Origin of the sequence: Sedimentitalea sediminis, assembly GCF_042687825.1 — a bacterium.
Taxonomy (GTDB): Bacteria; Pseudomonadota; Alphaproteobacteria; order Rhodobacterales; family Rhodobacteraceae; genus Sedimentitalea.
In genome coordinates, this window is sequence record NZ_JBHUQE010000001.1 from 103623 (window position 1) to 119866 (window position 16244).

The 16244-nt window shown below is 62.0% G+C and carries 16 protein-coding genes; 2 read left to right on the forward strand and 14 right to left on the reverse strand.

Annotated features, from left to right (window positions below; translation table 11 throughout):
- Nucleotides 1–10: 10 nt before the first annotated feature.
- Nucleotides 11–667: a phosphoglycolate phosphatase gene (gph, locus tag ACFMPD_RS00480; protein ID WP_380990387.1), complete on the forward strand. Its 657-nt coding sequence runs from the start codon at nucleotides 11–13 to the stop codon at nucleotides 665–667.
- A 10-nt stretch (nucleotides 668–677) separates the two neighbouring features.
- Here the strand turns inward: gph and bhcD are convergent, their stop codons facing one another.
- The 4 genes from bhcD to bhcA form a co-directional block, all read right to left on the reverse strand.
- Nucleotides 678–1643, reverse strand: coding sequence for an iminosuccinate reductase BhcD (gene bhcD / locus ACFMPD_RS00485; RefSeq protein WP_380990390.1), 966 nt, complete (start codon nucleotides 1641–1643; stop codon nucleotides 678–680).
- 237 nt (nucleotides 1644–1880) lie between these two features.
- A complete protein-coding gene (bhcC, locus tag ACFMPD_RS00490; protein ID WP_380990393.1) occupies nucleotides 1881–3044 on the reverse strand; it encodes a 3-hydroxy-D-aspartate aldolase BhcC in 1164 nt (387 codons plus the stop codon).
- A gap of 16 nt (nucleotides 3045–3060) precedes the next feature.
- A complete protein-coding gene (gene bhcB, locus ACFMPD_RS00495; protein ID WP_380990397.1) occupies nucleotides 3061–4032 on the reverse strand; it encodes a beta-hydroxyaspartate dehydratase BhcB in 972 nt (323 codons plus the stop codon).
- Nucleotides 4032–5222 carry an L-aspartate--glyoxylate aminotransferase BhcA gene (gene bhcA / locus ACFMPD_RS00500; protein WP_380990400.1) on the reverse strand — a complete coding sequence of 397 codons (1191 nt, stop codon included), beginning with the start codon at nucleotides 5220–5222 and terminating at the stop codon, nucleotides 4032–4034. The genes bhcB and bhcA overlap by 1 nt, the downstream gene beginning before the upstream one ends.
- A 194-nt stretch (nucleotides 5223–5416) precedes the next feature.
- On the opposite strand from bhcA, the gene bhcR reads away from it, so the two are divergent.
- Complete coding sequence (gene bhcR, locus ACFMPD_RS00505) at nucleotides 5417–6235, forward strand: HTH-type transcriptional regulator BhcR (protein WP_380990402.1); 819 nt, start codon at nucleotides 5417–5419, stop codon at nucleotides 6233–6235.
- Between the two features lie 60 nt (nucleotides 6236–6295).
- On the opposite strand, the gene pta is transcribed toward bhcR, so the two are convergent.
- From pta to ACFMPD_RS00555, 10 genes are all read right to left on the reverse strand, one after another.
- On the reverse strand, nucleotides 6296–7291 hold the full coding sequence (pta, locus tag ACFMPD_RS00510; protein ID WP_380990405.1) for a phosphate acetyltransferase: 996 nt from the start codon (nucleotides 7289–7291) through the stop codon (nucleotides 6296–6298).
- Between the two features lie 26 nt (nucleotides 7292–7317).
- Nucleotides 7318–7680, reverse strand: coding sequence for a cupin domain-containing protein (locus ACFMPD_RS00515; protein WP_380990407.1), 363 nt, complete (start codon nucleotides 7678–7680; stop codon nucleotides 7318–7320).
- A gap of 25 nt (nucleotides 7681–7705) precedes the next feature.
- Complete coding sequence (locus ACFMPD_RS00520) at nucleotides 7706–8752, reverse strand: YeiH family protein (protein ID WP_380990410.1); 1047 nt, start codon at nucleotides 8750–8752, stop codon at nucleotides 7706–7708.
- Between the two features lie 133 nt (nucleotides 8753–8885).
- Complete coding sequence (gene xsc / locus ACFMPD_RS00525; RefSeq protein WP_380990413.1) at nucleotides 8886–10667, reverse strand: sulfoacetaldehyde acetyltransferase; 1782 nt, start codon at nucleotides 10665–10667, stop codon at nucleotides 8886–8888.
- 93 nt (nucleotides 10668–10760) lie between these two features.
- Complete coding sequence (locus tag ACFMPD_RS00530; protein ID WP_380990416.1) at nucleotides 10761–12161, reverse strand: NAD(P)/FAD-dependent oxidoreductase; 1401 nt, start codon at nucleotides 12159–12161, stop codon at nucleotides 10761–10763.
- A gap of 33 nt (nucleotides 12162–12194) precedes the next feature.
- Nucleotides 12195–12581, reverse strand: coding sequence for a nuclear transport factor 2 family protein (locus ACFMPD_RS00535; protein ID WP_380990419.1), 387 nt, complete (start codon nucleotides 12579–12581; stop codon nucleotides 12195–12197).
- An 18-nt stretch (nucleotides 12582–12599) separates the two neighbouring features.
- Nucleotides 12600–13112 carry a universal stress protein gene (locus tag ACFMPD_RS00540; RefSeq protein WP_380990422.1) on the reverse strand — a complete coding sequence of 171 codons (513 nt, stop codon included), beginning with the start codon at nucleotides 13110–13112 and terminating at the stop codon, nucleotides 12600–12602.
- Between the two features lie 14 nt (nucleotides 13113–13126).
- Nucleotides 13127–14467 (reverse strand): TRAP transporter large permease, encoded by a 1341-nt coding sequence (locus ACFMPD_RS00545; RefSeq protein WP_380990425.1) that lies wholly within the window; start codon nucleotides 14465–14467, stop codon nucleotides 13127–13129.
- Between the two features lie 23 nt (nucleotides 14468–14490).
- Nucleotides 14491–15018 carry a TRAP transporter small permease gene (locus tag ACFMPD_RS00550; protein ID WP_380990428.1) on the reverse strand — a complete coding sequence of 176 codons (528 nt, stop codon included), beginning with the start codon at nucleotides 15016–15018 and terminating at the stop codon, nucleotides 14491–14493.
- 54 nt (nucleotides 15019–15072) lie between these two features.
- Nucleotides 15073–16086 (reverse strand): TRAP transporter substrate-binding protein, encoded by a 1014-nt coding sequence (locus ACFMPD_RS00555; protein WP_380990431.1) that lies wholly within the window; start codon nucleotides 16084–16086, stop codon nucleotides 15073–15075.
- Nucleotides 16087–16244 lie beyond the last annotated feature (158 nt).

Here is a 16244-nt window from a genome sequence, read left to right on the forward strand (position 1 = left end):
TGGAACCACCATGGGCTGTTTTAATGCAATCATTTTCGATCTGGACGGCACGCTGGTACACAGCGCTCCCGACATGCAGGCCGCGGCCAATGCAGCGCTGGCCGATCTTGGCCGCCCGCCGCTGGATCTGGCGACGATCACCTCGTTCGTCGGCAACGGCGTGGAAAAGCTGATGGAACGCTGTCTTGCCGCGGGCGGCAGTATGTCGCCGGACCTGCTGCCGGTGGCGCTGACCCGGTTTCGACGTCATTATGACGCCAACCTGACCACGCTGACGCGACCTTATCCGGGAGTTGTCGACTGCCTCGCGCGGCTGCGGTACACCGGCTGCAAGCTGGCGGTCTGCACCAACAAACCCGTCGGTCCGGCGCGAACGATCTGTGCTCAGCTGCAGCTGGACGGCTTTTTTCACGCCATCACCGGGGCCGAACCCGGATTGTCGCGGAAACCGGACCCGCAGCCCTTGCTGGCCACCGTGACCCGGCTGGGCGTGCCAGCGGCCGAGACGCTCTATGTTGGCGACAGCGGCGTCGATTTCGCCACTGCGCGCAATGCCGGCATTGCCTTTCGGCTGTTTTCCGGCGGCTATCGTGCCGGCCCGATCCCGGGTCTTGACGCCGCGCAGATCTTTGACGACTGGGCAAGCTCCGGCCTGTTCCGGACCTAGAGCGGCGCGCCTAGAAATCCACCTCGATCGCCACGCCCCTTTGCGCCGCCAGATCGACGACGCTGGCCGCAACCGCCAGATCCTGCAGCCCGACACCGGTGCCGTCAAACAGGGTGATCTGGTCCTCGCTGCTGCGGCCCGGATGGCTGCCGTTGATCACCGCACCGATCTGGGTGATGTCCTCGGCGCGGATCACCCCTTGCGCCACCGCATGCTGCGCCTCGCCAATGCTGACCGACTGCGCGACGTCGTCGGTGAACACCGTGGCCCGCCCCAACAGTGCCGGGTCCACCTCCTGCTTGCCCCTGGTGTCGGTACCCATGCAGGCGATGTGCGTGCCCGGGCTGACCTGTCCAGCCGCGAGAATGGCGTCAAAGGACGAGGTGATCGAAATCAGCACATCCGCCTCGACCAAACCGTCCAGTTCGACGGCCTGAAACGGCACCCCGGCCGCATCGGCAATCTTCCGCAGGTTGCCCAACATTTCCGGGTGCAGGTTCCAGCCGATAACCTTTTCGAACGCCCGTTGTTCCAGCGCCGCCTGCAACTGGAAGGTCGCCTGATGGCCTGCGCCGATCATGCCGATCACCTTGGCATCGGGGCGCGCCAGATGCTTGATCGACACCGACGAGGCCGCTGCTGTGCGCAGTGCCGTCAACAGGTTGCCCCCGACCATCGCTTTGACGCGACCGGTATCGGGATCGAACAGGAAGACTGTGGATTGATGGTTGATCAGACCGAGTTTTTCCAGATTTTTCGGCCAGTACCCCCCGGCTTTCAATCCCAGCGTCAGCCCCACGCGATCAAACCCCCCCTTGAAACCATACAATGCTTCCTCGTGACCGATCGCTTCACGGATCACCGGAAAATTATAGGCATCACCTGACGCCATGGCGGAAAAAACCCGTTCCACCGCGTCATAAGCGGCCTTCCGCGTCATCAGATCCGCGATTGAACGTTCGGGCACGATCAGCATTCTCGTAACTCCTCGATGTGCGAGACCTTCTGACGCCCTCGCTTCTTCCTCTTGCATAAAATATCCTTAGGGGGGCGGGGGGGGGGGGGGGGAGAAGCAACCCCTCCCCCGCGACCACCCCCCCCCCCCCCCCCCCCCTCCCCCCCTCCCCCCCCCCCCCCCCCCCCCTCCCCCCCTCCCCCCCCCCCCCCCCCCCCCGCTTCCGTCGGATCGCACCAGCGATCCGACCCTCCCCCCCTAATACCCCCTGCCGCGGGCCGAAACCGGCCACAGGGTCTCGACCTTGCCGCCCCGTACGCCGACATACCAGTCGTGCACGTTGCAGGTCGGGTCGCAATGTCCCGGCACCAGCCGCAGCTTGTCGTTGACGGCCAGCGCGCCGCCCGGATCGGCCACCACGCCGTGTTCATCGGAACATTTCAGATATTCCACGTCATCGCGGCCAAACACCGTGGGCAGGCCGCTATCCACCGACTGCGCCTTGAGCCCGGCATCGACGATCGCCTTGTCGGGTTTAGCGTGGCTCATCACGCCGGTCAGGATGAACAGCGCGTTTTCCCATTCGCCCTGGTCGATCCGCTTGCCGTCCTGATCCAGAATCCGGCCGTAATCAGCATCCAGAAAGGCATAGGACCCGCATTGCAGCTCGTTATAGACGTTCGAATTGCTCTCGAAATAATAGGACCCGGTCCCGCCGCCGCCGACGATGTCGCAGTCCAGCCCGACCGCCTTCAGTCCCTGCACCGCATCCGCGACCTGATTGATCGCGACGTTCAGCTTTGCCTGGCGGTCCTCATATTTGTCCAGATGCTGCATCGCGCCCTGATAGGCCTGGATGCCGGCAAACTTCAGCCCTGGTGCCGCGTCGATCAGTTGGGCGATATCGACAACCGCCTCGGTTGTGGTGACACCGCAGCGCCCGGCGCCGCAGTCGATTTCAACCAGTGCTTCGATCTCGGTGCCGTGCCTGTCCGCCGCGGCGGACAGATCGGCCACGTTGGCCGGGTCGTCAACGCAGACCAGCACCCGGGCGCCCAGTTTCGGCATCCGCGCCAGCCGGTCGATCTTGGCCGGGTCGGTCACCTGATTGGACACCATCACGTCCTTGATGCCGCCACGGGCAAAGACCTCGGCCTCGGACACTTTCTGACAGCAGACACCACAGGCGCCACCCAGTTCCTCCTGCAGTTTGGCCACATCCACGGATTTGTGCATCTTGCCATGCACCCGGTGGCGCATGCCATGGGCGCGGGCATAGTCGCCCATCTTCCTGATGTTGCGCTCCAGCGCGTCCAGATCGAGGATCAGGCAGGGCGTCTGGATATCCTTTTCATCCATGCCCGGCAGCGCCGGCACGTCAAAGCCGACCTCGAGGTCGTCGAAATTTATCGGTGCATTCATCTTGCTCACTCCCAGATCAGCTGTTCATCCATGGCAATTTGTCCAGATCGACATTGCCACCGGTCACGATGACGCCCACGCGTTTGCCGGCAAAGACGTCGGGGTTCCTGAGGATGGTCGCCAGCGGCACGGCCGAGGACGGTTCCATCACGATCTTCATCCGGGCCCAGATCAGCCGCATGGCGTCGATGATCTCTTGCTCGGATGCGGTCAGAATGTCGGTCACGTGGTTGGATACGAAATGCCAGGTCAGGTCCTTCAGGGGCACCTTGAGCCCGTCCGCCACGGTCACCGGCGCATCGTCGGCGATGATGTGACCGGCCTTGAAGCTGCGATAGGCGTCATCCGCCTGTTCCGGTTCGGCGGCATAGATTTTCGTGTCCGGCGCTATGCTCGAGAGGGTCAGGCAGGTGCCCGAGATCATGCCGCCGCCGCCGATCGGCGCGATCACCGCGTCCAACCCCGGGACCTGTTCGGCCAGTTCGCGCGCACAGGTACCCTGTCCGGCGATGACGCGCGGATCGTTATAGGGATGCACGAAATCCGCCCCCGTGCGTGCCTGTACCTCGGCAAACACCGCCTCGCGGCTGCTGGTCGAGGGCTCGCATTCGGTGATCTTGCCGCCATAACCGATGACCGCGTCCTTTTTCGCCTGCGGCGCCGTGCGCGGCATCACCACGTGACACGGAATACCCCGCCGACCGGCGGCATAGGACAGCGACAGCGCGTGATTGCCGCTGGAATGGGTGGCGACACCGCGTTCGGCCTGTTCCTCGCTCAGCCCGAACACCGCGTTGGATGCCCCGCGCACCTTGAAGGCGGCGGCCTTCTGAAAGTTCTCGCATTTGAAGAACAATTCTGCCCCGGTCAGGTCGTTCAGAAAACGCGATGTCAGAACCGGCGTGCGGTGCACATGCGACTTGATCCGCTCATGCGCGGCCAGCATGTCGTCAAAGGTCGGAATGTACATGTCGCTGCCATCCTTCATCACGCTGCGGCCTGCCGGGCATTGCCCGCGCCGTGGCGATAATATTCCTGCGCCGCCGCGACGCCCGAACCCAGCTTGATGTCCAGCCCCAGATCGACCATCACCATCTCTGCGACCCCCAGGCCGGACAGCATCATCGCGTCCGTCAGGCTGCCCAGATGACCGATGCGGAACACCTTGCCGGCGACCTCGCCCAGACCGACGCCAAAGGCCATGCCATATTCATTGGCCGCACGGGTAACGATATCGGTGGCGTTGAACCCTTCGGGCGTGCGGATCGCCGAGACCGAGTCCGAATAGAGATCGGGCGACACGGCGCACAGGTCCAGCCCCCAGGCGTCGACAGCCAGCCGCACGCCCTGGGCGATGCGGTGATGACGGGCAAAGACATTGTCCAGCCCCTCGCCCAGCAGCATGTCCAGCGACAGTTTCAACCCGTTCATCAGCCCGACCGGCGGGGTATAGGGAAAGGCGTTGTTGTCATAGCCCTTGCCCATGTCACGCACATCGAAAAAGGTGCGCGGCAGGGTGGCGGTCTCGACGGCGGCCATCGCCTTTTGGCTGAACCCGACAATCGCCAGCCCTGCGGGCAGCATGAACCCTTTCTGGCTGCCGGTAACGGCAATATCCACGCCCCATTCGTCGAAACGGAAATCCATCGACCCGATCGAGCTGACACCATCGACGAACAGCATGGCCGGGTGCCCGGCCGCGTCCAGCGCGCGGCGCACCGCCGCAATGTCCGAGCGGACCCCGGTCGCGGTCTCGTTATGGGTGGCCAACACGGCCTTGATCCGGTGCCCGGTATCGGCGCGCAGGATCTCTTCGTAGCGATCTGCCGGCAGGCCATGCCCCCAGGCGGTCTCGACAATGGTGACATCCAGCCCGTGGCGCTGGCACATATCGATCCATCGGTGGCTGAACATGCCGTTGCGCGCGGCCAGAATGCCGTCGCCCGCCGACAGGGTGTTGCTGAGCGCGGTTTCCCAGCCGCCGGTGCCGGTGGACGGAAAGATGAAAATCTTGGCCGTTTCCGATTTCAGGACCCTGCGCACGCCGTCCAGACAGGGGTGCAGAATCTTGCCGAAAACCGGCGCGCGGTGATCGATCGTCGGCATGTAGCAGGCCTGGCGCACGGCCTCGGGCATGTTCGTCGGACCGGGTATGAATACGGGGTTCTGAAAGCTCATGCGATTGCCCTCCTATGGCGGTTGCAGCGACAATAACCCAGCCGCCCCGAGTCTCAAATTTTTTTGAAAAAATTTTTCATTTAGTGGAGGTTTGAGAAATATCTAGCATTTTCAAGCTATTGATTTTTTCATTGAACAATTGCTATTTTCAATACTATTAAGAAAGTGACTATGGACAGTGCTGTCGAGGACCGATGAAGCCCACGCCCAGACGAAAAGGACGCCCCAAGGCCTTTGACGGCAAACCGGCGCAGACCACGATTCAATCGCTGGATCGCGCGCTGGATGTGCTGGACACGCTGGCGCAGTCCAACGGTCTGACCCTGACCGAGATTTCCGACCAGCTGGACCAGTCGCCGGCAACGATGTACCGGGTGCTGTCCACATTAGAGGCGCGCGCCTTTGTCGAGGTCGATCCGGCGACGCAGGCCTGGCATATCGGCGCCACGGCCTTTCGGCTGGGCTCGGCCTTTCTGCGCCGCAGCAGCGTTGTCGAACGCAGCCGTCCGGTGATGCGTGCGCTGATGGAGGCGACGAACGAGACCTCGAATCTGGGGATCGAGAAACATGGCGAGGTGATGTTCATCGGGCAGGTCGAGACGCCCGAAACGATCCGCGCCTTTTTTCCGCCGGGGACGCTGTCCCCGATGCATGCATCGGGCATCGGCAAGGCGCTGCTCAGCCGTCGCGACGCCGACAGCCTGGTGCGGTTCCTGCGCCGCCACCGGCTGGACGGTTTCACCGACAAGACCCTTGTCTCTGCCGAAGCTCTGCACGCCGAGCTGGCGCGGACCCGCGCCCGTGGCTATGCGCTGGACGACGAAGAGCGCACCATCGGCATGCGCTGCGTCGCTGCACCGATCCTGAACCTCTATGGCGAAGCGGTGGCCGGCATCTCGGTTTCCGGCCCGACGCACCGGATGCCGCTGGATCTGATCGAGCGGATCGGTACGTTGGTCAAGGGTGCCGCCGCCGACCTGTCCCGCGCTCTGGGCGCACCGGAAGACGCCTGATCGCGCGGTTGCGGGCCACCGTCGGGGCATTGCCCCGGTTTGGCCGCCCCGCCCTTTTCTTCAGTCGCATTGCGCCGTGGTGACGGCGATCATGTGCAGGATGTCCTCGGAACTGCAGCCCCGCGACAGGTCGTTGGCCGGTTTCGCCAGACCCTGCAGGATCGGTCCGATGGCGACGGCGCCGCCGACCCGCTGCGCCACCTTGTAGGCAATGTTGCCGCTTTCCAGGTTCGGGAACACGAACACGTTTGCCGCCCCGCCCAGTGCCGAATCCGCTGCCTTGGATTTGGCCACGTCCGGCACAAAGGCCGCGTCGAACTGAATCTCGCCATCGACGATCAGATCGGGCTGCATTTCGCGCACCATCTGCGTCGCCTGCACCACCTTGGACACCTTTTCGTGGCTGGCGCTGCCGCGGGTCGAAAAGGACAGCATGGCGACGCGCGGCGTTTCGGCGACCAGCTGTTTCAGCGAAGCCGCCGACGCGCAGGCAATCTCGGCCATCTCGGCGGCGCTGGGTTCGATCACCAGACCGGCGTCGGCAAAGATATGCGCGCCCTTGGTCTCGTGATGCTCCTTGCAGAACAGCATCAGGAAAAAGCTGGACACCAGCTTGGCGTCCGGCGCGGTGCCGATCATCTGGATCGCGGTGCGCACGATTTCGGCGGTGGTGGTTACGGCGCCGCCCACGGTGCCATCGGCGAGCCCCATGCGCACCAAGAGCGCGGCAAAGACATTGGGATTGCGAATCTCGCGCGCCGCGTCTTCGGGTGTGGCGCCCTTGTGCTGACGCAATTCGAGATATTGCCGGGCCATCGCGTCCGCATGCGGCGTGTCGTTCGGATCGTGGATCTCGATACCGTCCAGATCGCTGCCGCCGGCCGCCGCCAGCTTGTCGCTGATCTCGGCCTTGTCGCCGACCAGCACGATGCGTCCGACCTTTTGTTTTCGGGCCAGGATTGCGGCCTCGATCACGCGCGGATCGGTGCCTTCGCTCAGAACGATTTTCCGGTCCGACCGGGCGGCGTTGGCAAGCAGGATCTGTAGAGGTTTCATGTCAGGGCTCCGTGGGTTCAGAGGAATCAGGCCGAATAGTCGCGGATCACGAAATGCTTGGTGGTGGTTTCCAGAACCTCCCAATAGCCCTCAAAGCCATTGGGAATCAGGAACGAGTCGCCGGCGCGGAACTCCTGCGCGGTGCCATCCGCCGCAATCAGCCTGACGTGACCCGTAAGGATCACGCAGAATTCGTCACGATCGGCAAAGGCGTGCCATTTGCCCGGTGTGCTGATCCAGGTCCCGGCCAGCAGCGTGCCGTCCGGGCTGGTATATTGCATCTGGGTCTCGTGATGCGGGTCGCCGGCAACCACCCGGTCGGGCAGGTCGGACAGGCGCCGCTTGGTCGTCGTCGTCGGGATCTGGAAATCGATGACGGGTCGGGTCATGTCATTGTACCTCGGTCATATAGGGTCAGCTGGCGAAATGGGCGATGCCGTACAGGATGAAACCGGCGATAAAGACGGTTTCCGCCACGATCAGGATGATCGCCTGACCGCCGACATCCAGAATGGTCCTGAGCGAAGTCTTCATGCCCACCGCCGCGATCGAGATCAGCAGCGCCCAGCGCGACAGGTCGCCAAGCAGGCTCTGGATGACGCTGGGGATCAGACCGAACGAGTTGATCGCCGCCAACAGCAGAAACATCAGGACAAAGAACGGGACCAGCGGCGGACTCTTGCCTTCGCTGTCGGCAAGCCGCGCGTCGTCGGAATAAGCACGGATCAACAGCGAGAACACCAGGACCACGGGCGCCAGCATGGTCACCCGGATCAGTTTCACCAGGGTTGCAGTCTCACCGGTCTCTTCGCTGACGGAAAAGCCCGCACCGACCACCTGCGCCACGTCATGAATGGTGCCGCCCAGAAACACACCGGTTGCCAGGTGATCCAGATCCAGCGCCTGGGTGATGATCGGATAGAGGATCATCGCCAGAGTGCTCAGCACGGTCACCGACAGCACGGTGAAAATCAGGTTGCGCTCGGAATGCTCGTTCTTGGGCAGCACCGCGGCGATGGCCATGGCGGCAGAGGCGCCGCAGATCGCGACCGAGCCACCGGTCAGCAGCGCAAAGCGCCAGCCGCGGCCCAGCAGCTTGGCCCCCAACAGACCGAACAGGATGGTCAGGATGACCCCCGCGATGGTCAGGCCGATCAGCTTGGGCCCGAGACCGATCAGCAACTCGACACTGATCCGCGCGCCCAGCAGGGCGACACCGATGCGCAGAACCGTGCGCGAGGTAAAGGCGATGCCGGAAACGCACCGGCCCTCTTCTGCGAGAAAGTGAAAGGCGATGCCCAGCAGCAGCGCCATCAGCATCGCGGGCGCACCGTAGTGGTCGGACAGAAATTGAGCAGCCACGGCGACGATGACCGAGACCAGAAAGCCATAGCCGTTGTTGAACAGGAACTTTTGTGTCCTGGCAACAAAGCCTTCATTGGCAGCGATTGCAGTCGACATGATGAAAACCTCGTGTCACGGGTCGCGCGGAACGGCCCAGGGGATCGGCACCGCTCTCGCCAAAGTGACGGGCGGGCCGGAAATCGGCTAAATTTCCGGGGCGGCGGTGTTTGCCGCCCCGGGGTGGAGTGGGTCAGTCGACCTGCTGCGGGCGCATGTCGGCCTTGCTGATGCCGGCAACCTTGACCGGTTTCTTCATCGCGTCGCGGCGGAAGGGTTCGCCCAGTTCCTGGTTCAGAACGACTTCGATGAAGGTGGTCACGCCGTCCTTCATCTGTTCCTTGACGGCGGTGTTCAGCACGTCGGTCAGCTGTTCCATCGACGTGGCCTGAACCCCCTTGAGGCCGCAGCCCTCGGCGATCTTGGCATAGTTCACGTCCAGGTTCAGTTCGGTGCCGACAAAGTTGTCATCATACCACAGGGTCGTGTTGCGCTTTTCGGCACCCCACTGGTAGTTGCGGAAGATGATCATGGTGATCGCCGGCCAGTCACCGCGGCCACAGGCGGTCATCTCGTTCATCGAGATGCCGAATGCACCGTCACCGGCAAAGCCGACCACTGGCACATCCGGGCAACCGATCTTGGCGCCGAGGATCGCGGGCAGGCCATAGCCACAGGGGCCAAAGAGGCCCGGTGCCAGGTATTTGCGGCCCTTTTCGAACGACGGATAGGCGTTGCCGATGGCACAGTTGTTGCCGATGTCGGACGAGATGATGGCATCCTTGGGCAGTGCCGACATGATGGCACGCCAGGCCTGACGCGGGCTCATGCGGTCGGGCTGGCGGGCGCGGGCGCGCTCGTTCCAGGTGACGCCTTCGTCGTTGTCGTCCTCGTGATCCATCGAGCTGAGCTCCTGGGCCCACCGCGACTTGCGCTCGGCGATCTCTTCCTTGCGCGCCTTGCGGCCCTTGTCGCCGGCACCGTCCGACAGGTTGGCCAGCAGCGCTTCGGCCACCTTTTTGGCATCGCCCTGGATGGCGACATCGACCTTCTTGGTCAGACCGATGCGGTCCGAGTTGATGTCCACCTGGATGATCTTGGCGTTCTTGGGCCAGTAATCGATGCCATAGCCGGGCAGGGTCGAGAACGGGTTCAGACGGTTGCCCAGCGCCAGTACGACGTCGGCTTTCTGGATCAGTTCCATCGCCGCCTTGCTGCCGTTATAGCCCAGCGGTCCGACACCCAGCGGGTGGTTGCCCGGGAAGGCGTCGTTGTGCTGATAGCCACAGGCCACCGGGGCGTCCAGCGCTTCGGCCAGCTGGCGGCTGGCATCGATGGCACCGGCCAGGATGGCGCCGGCACCGTTCAGGATAACCGGGAACTCGGCTTCGCTGAGCAGCTTTGCCGCAGCCTGGATCGCCTGCTCGCCACCGGCGGGGCGCTCCAGACGGATGATCTGGGGCAGCTCGATGTCGATGACCTGGGTCCAGTAGTCGCGCGGGATGTTGATCTGCGCCGGGGCGGACCCACGATGCGCTTTCTCGATCACCCGGTTCAGAACCTCGGCCATGCGGCTGGGGTCGCGGACCTCTTCCTGATAGCAGACCATGTCGGCAAAGGCGCGCATCTGCTCGATTTCCTGGAAACCGCCCTGACCGATGGATTTGTTGGCCGCCTGCGGCGTCACCAGCAGCAACGGGGTGTGGTTCCAGTAGGCGGTCTTGATCGACGTCACAAAGTTGGTGATGCCGGGACCGTTCTGGGCGATCGCCATGCTCATCTTGCCGGTGGCACGGGTGTAGCCGTCAGCGATCATGCCGCCGGTGGTCTCATGGGCACAGTCCCAGAACTTGATCCCGGCGGACGGGAACAGGTCCGAAATCGGCATCATCGCCGAGCCGATGATGCCAAAAGCATGCTCGATCCCGTGCATTTGCAGAACCTTGATAAAGGCTTCTTCGGTGGTCATCTTCATGGGTTTTCTCCTTGAACAATAGAAAAGTCTTACCGGTCCGCCGGGGCAGTTAATGAGACCCGACGGCCTGTTTTGTTTCCGTCCCGAGCGGGATCAGAGGATTTCGTCGTTGAGGTAATACCAGGGGTACATGATACGCTGACCAAGCCGGCGGAACGGGGTCAGTACGCCGTGGCTGGGCAGAGGCGAAGTAAAGATCGGCAGGTCGAGTTCCTTGCCTTTTCCCGCAACCAGCTGTGCCAGACGCTTGCCGGCCTGGGCGGAATACATCACGCCGTTGCCGCCATAGCCCATGGCATAAAAGATCTTCTGTTTCGGGTCGGGCTGGAAAATCCGCGGCATCATGTCGTGGCTGACATCGACCCAGCCCCACCAGGAGTAGTCCAGATCGATCCCTTCCAGCGCCGGGAACTTGCGGTACAGGCCCTTTTGCAGCAGCGCCAGGTGCTTTGGGTTCTCGGCATCCGGTCCGGTGATCGCACTGCGGCTGCCGATCTGCACCCGGTTGTCGGGCAGACGACGGTAGTAGTGCCGCAGCGTGCGGGTATCGGTCAGCGGCGAGGTGGCCTGGATACCGCATTCCTGCAACTCGTCATCGGTCAGCGGCCGCGTCACGATCGAGTTCGACAGGATCGGCATCAGGCGATGCTTGGTCCGCTCGTTCAGTCCCGGCGGGGTATAGCCTGCCGTCGCCAGCGCAACCGCACGGGCCTTGACCGTACCACCGGGCGTGGTCAGATGATGCACGCCGTCCTTGGTCTTCCATCCCATGACCGGGCTGGCGGTATGGATCGTTGCACCCAGCTTGCGGGCCAGCCGAACATAGTCAAAGGCCAGCTTTGCGGCATGGATGGCGGTTCCGTCCGGTTCCCACATGGCGCCGTGGGCTTCCTGATCGCGGACATGCTGTTCATGCAGCTCTTCGCGGCCGATGATCCGCGAGGCATAGCCGAACACGTCGTTCAGCAGCGCGCTTTCCTTTTCCAGTTTGGGCATCACCTTTGCGCGGTGCGCGATATAGTAATGCCCACCGGTCTGTGGATCGCAGTTGATGTCGTCGGACCCGATCAGGTCGTTGAACAGCTCGAAGGCTTCGCACACCTCGGCATGCATCTTCTTGGCGACCTCGACCCCCCAGCGTTCGATCCACTGCGACCGTTTCAGCCGGCCAGAAGAGATCTGTGCCTGTCCGCCATTGCGGGTGGAACAGCCCCAGGCCACGGTGTTGGCTTCCAGAACGGTCGCCTTGATGCCGTGTTCTTTGGCCAGGTGGATGGCGGTTGACAGGCCGGTATAGCCCGACCCGATTACAACGACATCGGCGTCGACATCACCCGAGATGGGTCCGTCATCTTCCGGCGGCGTGCCGGCCGTACCGATCCAGTAGGTCGGTGCATGATCGCGGTTGTGCCCCGGACCCGCATCGATGATGGGATCATAGCGGGGATCGTAGCTGCCTTTTGGCCAATGACGTGGCCGTTTTGAATCCGACATGTCGATTATCCATGTATAAGGTGGCGGTTGCTATTAGGCTTTGAAAGGTGGCCGGGCCTTGCGCAGGGCCTGTTTGACGACGATCTTGCCGTCGCGCAGCGTGAACAGGTCAGCGCCCTGGGCCTCGATCCGCATGCCGTTGGCATCGGTTCCCGAGAAGGTCCATTCCGAAACGGCACGGTCGCCATGCACAAAGTGGCTGTGGTGGTCCCAATGGGCGTCCTTCATGCCGGCCCAAACCGCAGAGAAGGCTTTGGCGATGGCATCCGCGCCTTCGACCTTGGCGCCATAGGCGGCATCGCCACCCACGGTATAGAACACGCAGTCATCGGCAAAGTGGGTCATCACCGCATCGACGTCATGGCGGTTGAACGCATCGAACGTGTCGGCGAAGTCCTGGGCAGTCAGAGTCTTGGTCATTGTGTTTATCCTTGTCAGTCAGCTTTGCTTGGTCATGTCGCCGGTGTCCTTGAACGGCACCACCAGCGTTGGAATATCGGCCCGCCGCAGCACACGCTTGGCGACGGTGCCCAGGAACGTGTGGGTGAACCCGTGGTCATGGGCCCCCAGCACGATCAGGTCACAATTCAGGTCCTTGGCCCGGCGCAGAATGGCTTCGGCGGGGTGGCCCTCGATGACTTCGACCGAGGTAACCTGATCGCGAATGCCGGCGTCCTTCTTGTCCATGGCCGCCCAGAATTGTTCCTGGCGCTGCGCCAGGATGGCCTCGACCATCTCGCTGCGATGCTCGAGCGCCTGTTCACGCGTGCCCTTGTTCAGAACATAGAATTGCAGCGCGATCCGGGCGTCGTCGGACAGGGGCTCGGTGACGTGCAGAACGTGAATCTCGGCACCGGTGGCCTGCGCCAGGCTGGCGGCGTGGCGCAGCGCATAGGTCGAGTTCTCGGACAGATCGGTCGCGAACAGAATGTTGGTGATAGTCGGTTTCATGTCGATTTGACCTTTCAGTATCCAAACACACGCGGCAGCCACAGCGACAGTTGCGGGAAGAACGCGATGACGAAGATGGCGATGGTGTTCACCGCGGCAAACGGCAGGGCCCGGATCGAAATGTTCTCGATCGAGATGTTCGAGATGCCCGACGCGATGAACAGGTTCTCGCCCAGCGGTGGCGTCTGAAAGCCGATCCCCAGCGTACAGATCATCACGACACCAAAGTGGATCGGGTCGATGCCGACGCTATAGGCCACCGGCAGCATCACCGGCACCAGGATCAGGATCGCGGCCAGGGTCTCCATGAACATGCCGACGAACAGCAGGAAGAAGATGATCATCGCCCAGATCACATACAGGCTGTCAGTCAGCGCCAGCATGCCGTTGGCAATGATCGCCGGGATCTGGTTCTCGACCAGCAGGCGGCCAAAGACGGTGGCGGTGAACAGGATCAACAGCACGCGGCCGGTCAACCATGTCGTGGTTTCCAGCGACCGGTTCAGCGATTCAAAGCTCAGCTCGCGATAGATAAAGACACCGACGAACAGCGTGTAAAAGATCGCGACAATGGCGGCCTCGGTCGGGGTGAAAAAGCCGGAATAGATACCGCCCAGGATCACCACAGGCGCCATCAGCGACCAGAATCCGCGATACATCTCGCACAGCACGTTGCGCAGCGACCAGCCTTCGGCCGAACCGGTATAGCCGTGCTTTTTGCACAAGGCCCAGTTCATGACCAGCAGGCTGCCGGCGATGACAAAGGCCGGAACAAAGCCTGCGATGAACAGTTTCGAGATCGAAACGGTCTGGAAGGTGCCGAATTTCTCGACCGCTTCGGGCGGCGCGGCCATGCCCAGCGCGGCAATCCCGAAAATGACCATCGGAATGGACGGCGGAATGACGATGCCCAGGCCACCCGCCGATGCGGTCACGGCCGAGGAATAGCCACGGTCATAGCCGCGCTTGATCATTGCCGGGATCATCAACATGCCGACAGCGGCGGTGGTGGCCGGCCCCGAACCCGAGATCGCGCCAAAGAACAGGCACGCCATGACGGTGGCGGCGGACAGGCCGCCGGTGAACGGTCCGGCAAAGCTTTCGGCGACATTGATCAGCCGCCGCGAGATTCCGGCCGCCTCCATCAGCGCCCCGGCCAGAATGAACGCCGGCAGCGCCATCAGCGGGAACGAGCCCACCGAGGTAAAGGCGATCTGCACGAATTTGATCGGGTTTTCACCCAGGTACAGGAACGATATCAGCGACGAGACACCCAGTGCCACGGTGATCGGCGCGCCCAGCACCAGCAGCCCAAGAAACGAGCCGAAGAGTATAGTGACGATTTCATTTTCCATTGGATCTATCCCTGTGCTCGCCTTCAGTCTTGATCGGTCTTGTAGTCTTCGAGGTCGATTTTATCCGGGTCACGGACGTCTTCCCCTTTGATAAGCTTTTGATAATTCACCTGAAGTATGCGAATGGTCATCAGCGTGAAGGCGATGGGCAGGATCATGTAGATCCACTTCATCTCGATCCCCAGCGTCTGGGATTTCCAGAACTTGTTCATCCGGAAGAACACGAAATCGACGGCCAGGTAGACAAAGTAGACGTTGAAAAAGAGCCAGAAGAGATCCGCAAAGCCCTCGATCCACTTGACCCAGGAGCGCGGCAGCATGCCGAACTGGAACGTCACGCGGTTATGCGCACTCATCTTGGCGGCATAGCTGGCGCCGAAAAACACGAACCAAACGAACATGTAGACCGATAGTTCCTCGATCCACGAGAACGAGTGATCAAACAATTCGCGCGACAGGACCTGCACGAACAGCAAGCAGACGAATGTCAGCAGCAGGACACGGCAGATATAGCTTTCGAAATTGTTCAAGACTGTCCAGAACTTAGCCATTTTGATCTCCTCCCAGGGGTGGGAGCGCGCGGGCGCGCTCCCATTTTTTTGTTTTTATTGAACCGGGTCGCGACCCAGGGCGGTGAGAACGGCGTTCAGTTTTTCGACGCCACCGATGGAGTCGTAGAACTTGGGCCAGACAGCTTCGGTCGCCAGCTTGATGAACTCTTCCTCGTTGTTTTCGGGGTCGGTGATCTCCATGCCCTTGGCGATCAGCTCTTCCTTGATGGCCGCTTCGGATTCGCGCAGGAACTGGGCGCTGGCCAGGGTGGCCTCTTTGCCCGCCTCAAGAATGATCTGCTGATCCGCTTCCGACAGGTCCTGAAAGACGGCTTCGGAGATGATCAGCGGCTCGATCGAGAAGATGTAGCGGATGTTGGTGATGTATTTCTGGACTTCGTAGAACTTCATCGCGTTGATGGTCAGGTACGGGTTGTCCTGGCCGTCGACGACCTTTTGCTGCAGGCCGGTAAAGGTCTCGGACCAGGCCATCGGCGTCGGGTTCACGCCCCAGGCCTTGTAGGTGTCGATCATGATCTCGTTCTTGGGAACGCGGATGACCAGACCCTGCAGGTCGGCAACCGAGTGAACCGGCTTGGCCGAGTTGGTCAGAACCCGGAACCCGGTATAGGTCCAGGCGATGATGCGCACGCCGGCATCCCGCAGGGTGTTTTCGGTCAGTTCGGCACCGATCGGACCCTGGGTCAGCTTTTCAGCGTCTTCCAGGCTGAGAATGACGTAGGGCAGGGTAAAGACGCCCACGGTTGGCGAAAACGGCGTGATGTTGTTGATCGCCAGCAGCGACATGTCCAGCGTGCCGATGGCCGCATCGTTCACGGTGTCCTGCTCGGAACCGAGCTGGCCGTTCAGGAACATGGTCGCGGTATGCGCGCCGCCGGATTTCTCCTCCAGCGCCGCGATGAATGCCTTGCCGGTGGCTTCCTGCGCACTGCCGGCGCTGTCGCCCACGGCGATCTTGAATTCCTTGGCTTGTGCGGCGCCAAGGCTCAGCAGCAAGGATGCTGCCGCGACGCTGGCCACCGAGTTAAAGCGGGTGATGAATGTCATTTAGTCCTCCACGTGGAATAGTTCTGTGTCTTTGTGCACATCTTGCGGCGGTGTTTCCTCCAACAGCCGCGAAGATAGAAATTGTTAACGTCAAAGCCCAAGTCACCAATAGTGCCAGTTTTTCAATTGACTTAGACCAGCAAGGTTGTGAGGCTGGC

Bases quoted from the DNA above. Each gene is read 5' to 3' on its own strand.
- ACFMPD_RS00515 (WP_380990407.1), bottom strand. From the start codon at position 7,680: ATGACCCGACCCGTCATCGATTTCCAGATCCCGACGACGACGACCAAG.
- ACFMPD_RS00530 (WP_380990416.1), bottom strand. From the start codon at position 12,161: ATGTCGGATTCAAAACGGCCACGTCATTGGCCAAAAGGCAGCTACGAT.
- bhcA (WP_380990400.1), bottom strand. From the start codon at position 5,222: ATGAGCTTTCAGAACCCCGTATTCATACCCGGTCCGACGAACATGCCC.
- bhcD (WP_380990390.1), bottom strand. From the start codon at position 1,643: ATGCTGATCGTGCCCGAACGTTCAATCGCGGATCTGATGACGCGGAAG.
- ACFMPD_RS00545 (WP_380990425.1), bottom strand. From the start codon at position 14,467: ATGGAAAATGAAATCGTCACTATACTCTTCGGCTCGTTTCTTGGGCTG.
- bhcR (WP_380990402.1), top strand. From the start codon at position 5,417: ATGAAGCCCACGCCCAGACGAAAAGGACGCCCCAAGGCCTTTGACGGC.
- xsc (WP_380990413.1), bottom strand. From the start codon at position 10,667: ATGAAGATGACCACCGAAGAAGCCTTTATCAAGGTTCTGCAAATGCAC.
- ACFMPD_RS00540 (WP_380990422.1), bottom strand. From the start codon at position 13,112: ATGAAACCGACTATCACCAACATTCTGTTCGCGACCGATCTGTCCGAG.
- ACFMPD_RS00555 (WP_380990431.1), bottom strand. From the start codon at position 16,086: ATGACATTCATCACCCGCTTTAACTCGGTGGCCAGCGTCGCGGCAGCA.
- pta (WP_380990405.1), bottom strand. From the start codon at position 7,291: ATGAAACCTCTACAGATCCTGCTTGCCAACGCCGCCCGGTCGGACCGG.
- bhcC (WP_380990393.1), bottom strand. From the start codon at position 3,044: ATGAATGCACCGATAAATTTCGACGACCTCGAGGTCGGCTTTGACGTG.
- ACFMPD_RS00550 (WP_380990428.1), bottom strand. From the start codon at position 15,018: ATGGCTAAGTTCTGGACAGTCTTGAACAATTTCGAAAGCTATATCTGC.
- ACFMPD_RS00535 (WP_380990419.1), bottom strand. From the start codon at position 12,581: ATGACCAAGACTCTGACTGCCCAGGACTTCGCCGACACGTTCGATGCG.
- bhcB (WP_380990397.1), bottom strand. From the start codon at position 4,032: ATGAAGGATGGCAGCGACATGTACATTCCGACCTTTGACGACATGCTG.
- gph (WP_380990387.1), top strand. From the start codon at position 11: ATGGGCTGTTTTAATGCAATCATTTTCGATCTGGACGGCACGCTGGTA.
- ACFMPD_RS00520 (WP_380990410.1), bottom strand. From the start codon at position 8,752: ATGTCGACTGCAATCGCTGCCAATGAAGGCTTTGTTGCCAGGACACAA.